Raw genomic sequence first — 4,397 nt, forward strand, 5'->3', positions numbered from 1 at the left:
GGCCACGAAGACCTTGACCATCTTCATCACGCCGGGGGGCAGTTCGTCGCCGCGTTGCAGCTTCTCGACCTTGTCCTCGAAGCGACGGTCCAGTGCCTTGCGGGCATTCTCGAACTGGGCCTTCATGGCTTCCAGCTCGCCCATGGCCTTCTCGTCGTCGAGGGCAATCTGCCACCACAGGCCGCGCGAAACCTCGCCCAGCTTGTCTTCGGTGACCTCGCCACGACCCATGCCCTTCGGACCGGCGGTGGCGTTCTTGCCCAGCACCAGCGGCTTCAGGCGGCCGTAGACGTTGCGCTCCAGGATCGCGAGTTCGTCGTCGCGGTCCTTGCCCAGGCGTTCGATTTCCGAACGCTCGATCGACATGGCGCGTTCGTCCTTGTCGACGCCGTGGCGGTTGAACACGCGTACGTCGACGACCGTGCCGGCGACGCCGGGCGGCAGGCGGAGCGAGGTGTCACGGACGTCCGAAGCCTTCTCGCCGAAGATGGCGCGCAGCAGCTTCTCTTCCGGCGTCATCGGGCTCTCGCCCTTGGGCGTGACCTTGCCGCACAGGATGTCGCCCGGCTGGACCTCGGCACCGATGGCCACGATGCCCGCCTCGTCGAGGTTGCGCAGGGCTTCTTCGCCGACGTTGGGGATGTCGCGGGTAATTTCCTCAGGCCCCAGCTTGGTGTCGCGGGCCATCACCTCGAACTCGTCGATGTGGATCGAGGTGAAGACGTCGTCGCGCACGATGCGCTCGGAGATCAGGATCGAGTCCTCGAAGTTGTAGCCGTTCCAGGGCATGAAGGCGACGAGAGCGTTCCGGCCCAGGGCCAGGTCGCCCAGATCCGTCGACGGGCCGTCGGCGATGACGTCGCCGAACTTGACCTCATCGCCCACGCGCACGATCGGGCGCTGGTTGATGCAGGTCGACTGGTTGGAGCGCTGGAACTTGGACAGGCGATAGATGTCGACGCCCGAGCGGGCGGCGTCCAGTTCGCCGGTGGCGCGCACCACGATCCGGGTGCCGTCGATCTGTTCGACGACGCCGTCACGACGGGCGATGACCACAGCACCCGAGTCACGGGCCACGACCGCTTCCATGCCGGTGCCGACCAGCGGCGCGTCGGACTGCACCAGAGGCACGGCCTGACGCTGCATGTTCGCGCCCATCAGGGCCCGGTTGGCGTCGTCGTTTTCCAGGAAGGGGATCAGGGCGGCGGCGACCGAAACGACCTGTTTCGGCGACACGTCCATCATGTCGACGTCGGCCTTGTTGAGCAGCTGGGATTCACCGTTGATCCGGCCGGGGACCAGATCCTCGACGATCTCGCCGTCCTTGAGGGCGATGTTCGCCTGGGCGATCGTGTATTTCGACTCCTCCATGGCCGAGATGTAGACCACCTCGTTCTGGGCGATGCCGTCCTTCACGCGCCGGTACGGGCTTTCGATGAAGCCGTATTTGTTGACCCGCGCGTGGGTCGCCAGCGAGTTGATCAGGCCGATGTTCGGGCCTTCCGGCGTTTCGATCGGGCAGATGCGGCCGTAGTGGGTCGGGTGAACGTCGCGGACTTCAAAGCCCGCACGCTCGCGCGTCAGACCGCCGGGGCCAAGCGCTGAAAGGCGGCGCTTGTGGGTGATCTCGGACAGAGGGTTGGTCTGGTCCATGAACTGCGACAGCTGCGACGAACCGAAGAACTCACGCACCGAGGCGGCGGCCGGCTTGGCGTTGATCAGGTCGTGCGGCATGACCGTGTCGATATCGACCGAGGACATCCGCTCCTTGATGGCGCGTTCCATGCGCAGCAGGCCGACGCGGTACTGGTTCTCCAGCAGCTCGCCCACCGAACGGACCCGGCGGTTGCCCAGGTTGTCGATGTCGTCGATCTCGCCACGGCCGTCCTTCAGGCCGACCAGGATCTGCAGGACCTTCAGCACGTCGTCCTTGCGCAGGACGCGGATCTCGTCGGAAACCTCGGGGGTTTCCAGACGCATGTTCATCTTCACGCGGCCCACGGCCGACAGGTCATAGCGTTCGGCGTCGAAGAACAGCGAGTTGAACATCGCCTCGGCCGCTTCCGGGGTCGGGGGCTCGCCGGGACGCATCACGCGATAGATGTCGAACAGCGCATCCTCGCGACCGGCCGACTTATCGACCCGCAGGGTGTTGCGCATATAGGCGCCGACCGTGACATGGTCGATGTCCAGCACGTCGATGGTGGTGAAGCCGCGCTCTTCCAGCAGCTCGATCGTCGGCGCATCCAGCTCGTCGCCGGCCTCGGCATAGATCTCGCCGGTCTCGTAGTTGACGGCGTCGGCAGCCAGGTAGCGGGTCACCAGCGCGTCGGCGGCCAGCGACAGCGCCTTGGTGGTGTCACCCAGCTTCTTGGCGGCACGGGCGCTGATCTTCTGACCGGCCTGGGCGATCACTTCGCCGGTGTCGGCATCGACCAGGTCGAACTCGGGCTTCACGCCCCTCCAGCGTTCGGGCTTGTAGGGGGTGACCCAGCCTTCGCCGCGCTTCTCGTACGGAACGGTCTCGTAGAAGGTGCGCAGGATTTCCTCGCCGTCCATGCCCAGGGCATAGAGGAAGGTGGTCGCCGGAAGCTTGCGGCGACGGTCGATACGAACGAACACCACGTCCTTGGCGTCGAACTCGAAGTCGAGCCACGAACCGCGGTACGGGATCACGCGGGCGGCGAACAGCAGCTTGCCCGACGAGTGGGTCTTGCCCTTGTCGTGGTCGAAGAACACGCCCGGCGAACGGTGCATCTGCGAGACGATCACGCGCTCGGTGCCGTTGACGATGAACGTGCCCTTGTCCGTCATCAGGGGGATGTCCCCCATGTAGACGTCCTGTTCCTTGATGTCCTTGACCGAGCGGGCGCCGGTTTCCTCGTCCGCCTCGAACACGATCAGGCGCAGCTTGACCTTCAGCGGCGCGGCATAGGTCATGTCGCGCTGGATGCATTCCTCGACGTCGTACTTGGGATCCTCGAACTCATACGAGACGTATTCCAGCACGGCGCGTTCGTTGAAGTCCTTGATCGGGAACACCGACTTGAAGACCGCTTCGATGCCCTGGTCCTTGCGGACGCCCGGACGCACTTCGCGTTGCAGGAACTGTTCGTAGGAGGCGCGCTGAACCTCGATCAGGTTCGGCATTTCCACGGCTTCGGGGATGCGGCCGAAGCTCTTGCGGATGCGCTTCTTGCCGGTGAAGGTCGTGGCGGAAGCGATCTGACCGTTGATGGCGAGACCGTTCAGGACGTCAGTCATTCAATGTTTCCCAATCGACGCGGCGTGACCCGCGCGAGAAATGCAGTGGCGCGACGCGCCTATCGGCGGCCGTTCCAAATCGGTTTCGGCTCCCACCCTCGGAACCTTTCGGTCCCAGGAAGCCTGAAATCTGTGAGCTCCCTGGGTAAGGAGCCACGCCTTCGCTCGGTCGGAGGGCGACGGACCGGGCCTCGGCGCTTTCGCGCGGAATCATGAGAGTGATTGCGGAACGCGGACATATACTCGCTTTGGCGGCGAAATAAAGACCGATCCACAGGGAAATGTCAGGATTCCGAATCGACGGCTTGACCCGCCCGTCGTTCGCGACAAGCCGGCTTCGCAGCGCCCGAAACCGCTGCTAGCTTCGCGGCCATGAAACGCATCGCTCTCGCCGTCGCCCTGACCCTGTCCGCCGCCGCCCTGTCCGCCTGCGCCTCGGGGCCGCCGGAACTGCTGCTGGCCGCCGCACCGACCGACGCGGCGTCCTGGGTTCCGGCCCAGCGGGGCTATCTGGCCTGGAACTCGACCCAGCGCGGCTGGACCATCGCCCCCTCGGGCCTGCAGTACAAACGCGTGGGTCGCGCCCGGCCCAAGGCGCCGATGCCCACGGTCTCGGACCGGGTCCGCGTCCACTATCGCGGCACGCTGATCAACGGCGTGGAGTTCGACAGCTCCTATGCCCGGAAGGAACCCGCCGACTTCCCGCTGGGCCGGGTCATCCGGGGCTGGACCGAGGGCGTCGCCCTGATGCACGTCGGCGAGACCTATGACTTCGTGATCCCCGCCGACCTCGCCTATGGCCAGCGCGCGATGGGTTCCGACATCCCGGCCAACTCGACCCTGGTGTTCCGGGTCCAGCTGCTGGCCATCAATCCGACGACGCCGGCGGGATGACGGCCCGCGCTGGCGCTCTCCACGGCGTCAGCCGCAGTCCACGGCCTTGATGATCCCGCTCGCCTCGTCGAACCGGACGTTCAGTCGGTCGACGCGATAGTCCCGCGTCGTCGCACAGGTCGTGCACACGATCCTGACATTGGCGCCCGGCGCGAAATCGACGGCGCCGACGTGAGATCCGATCAGCGACTGGGCCGCCTTCGCATCGCACTGCTTGGGCCCCTCCGGCTGCGGGGTCG

Annotated in this window: 3 protein-coding genes; 1 reads left to right on the plus strand and 2 read right to left on the minus strand. The window is 65.7% G+C overall.

The window, feature by feature from the left end:
- A partial coding sequence (rpoB, locus tag ACILQR_RS15685) for a DNA-directed RNA polymerase subunit beta (RefSeq protein WP_395652315.1) occupies window positions 1–3,264 on the minus strand: 3,264 nt, incomplete at its 3' end.
- Between the two features lie 372 nt (window positions 3,265–3,636).
- Here rpoB and ACILQR_RS15690 point away from each other — a divergent pair.
- Window positions 3,637–4,158 carry an FKBP-type peptidyl-prolyl cis-trans isomerase gene (locus ACILQR_RS15690; protein WP_395652316.1) on the plus strand — a complete coding sequence of 174 codons (522 nt, stop codon included), beginning with the start codon at window positions 3,637–3,639 and terminating at the stop codon, window positions 4,156–4,158.
- 27 nt (window positions 4,159–4,185) lie between these two features.
- On the opposite strand, the gene ACILQR_RS15695 is transcribed toward ACILQR_RS15690, so the two are convergent.
- The coding region (locus ACILQR_RS15695; protein ID WP_395652317.1) for a hemolysin at window positions 4,186–4,397 on the minus strand (212 nt) is incomplete at its 5' end.

The organism is Brevundimonas sp. (genome assembly GCF_044239655.1).
In the GTDB taxonomy this organism is placed as follows: domain Bacteria; phylum Pseudomonadota; class Alphaproteobacteria; order Caulobacterales; family Caulobacteraceae; genus Brevundimonas.

Coding starts and splice junctions, on each gene's coding strand:
- ACILQR_RS15690 (WP_395652316.1), top strand. CDS start 3,637: ATGAAACGCATCGCTCTCGCCGTCGCCCTGACCCTGTCCGCCGCCGCC.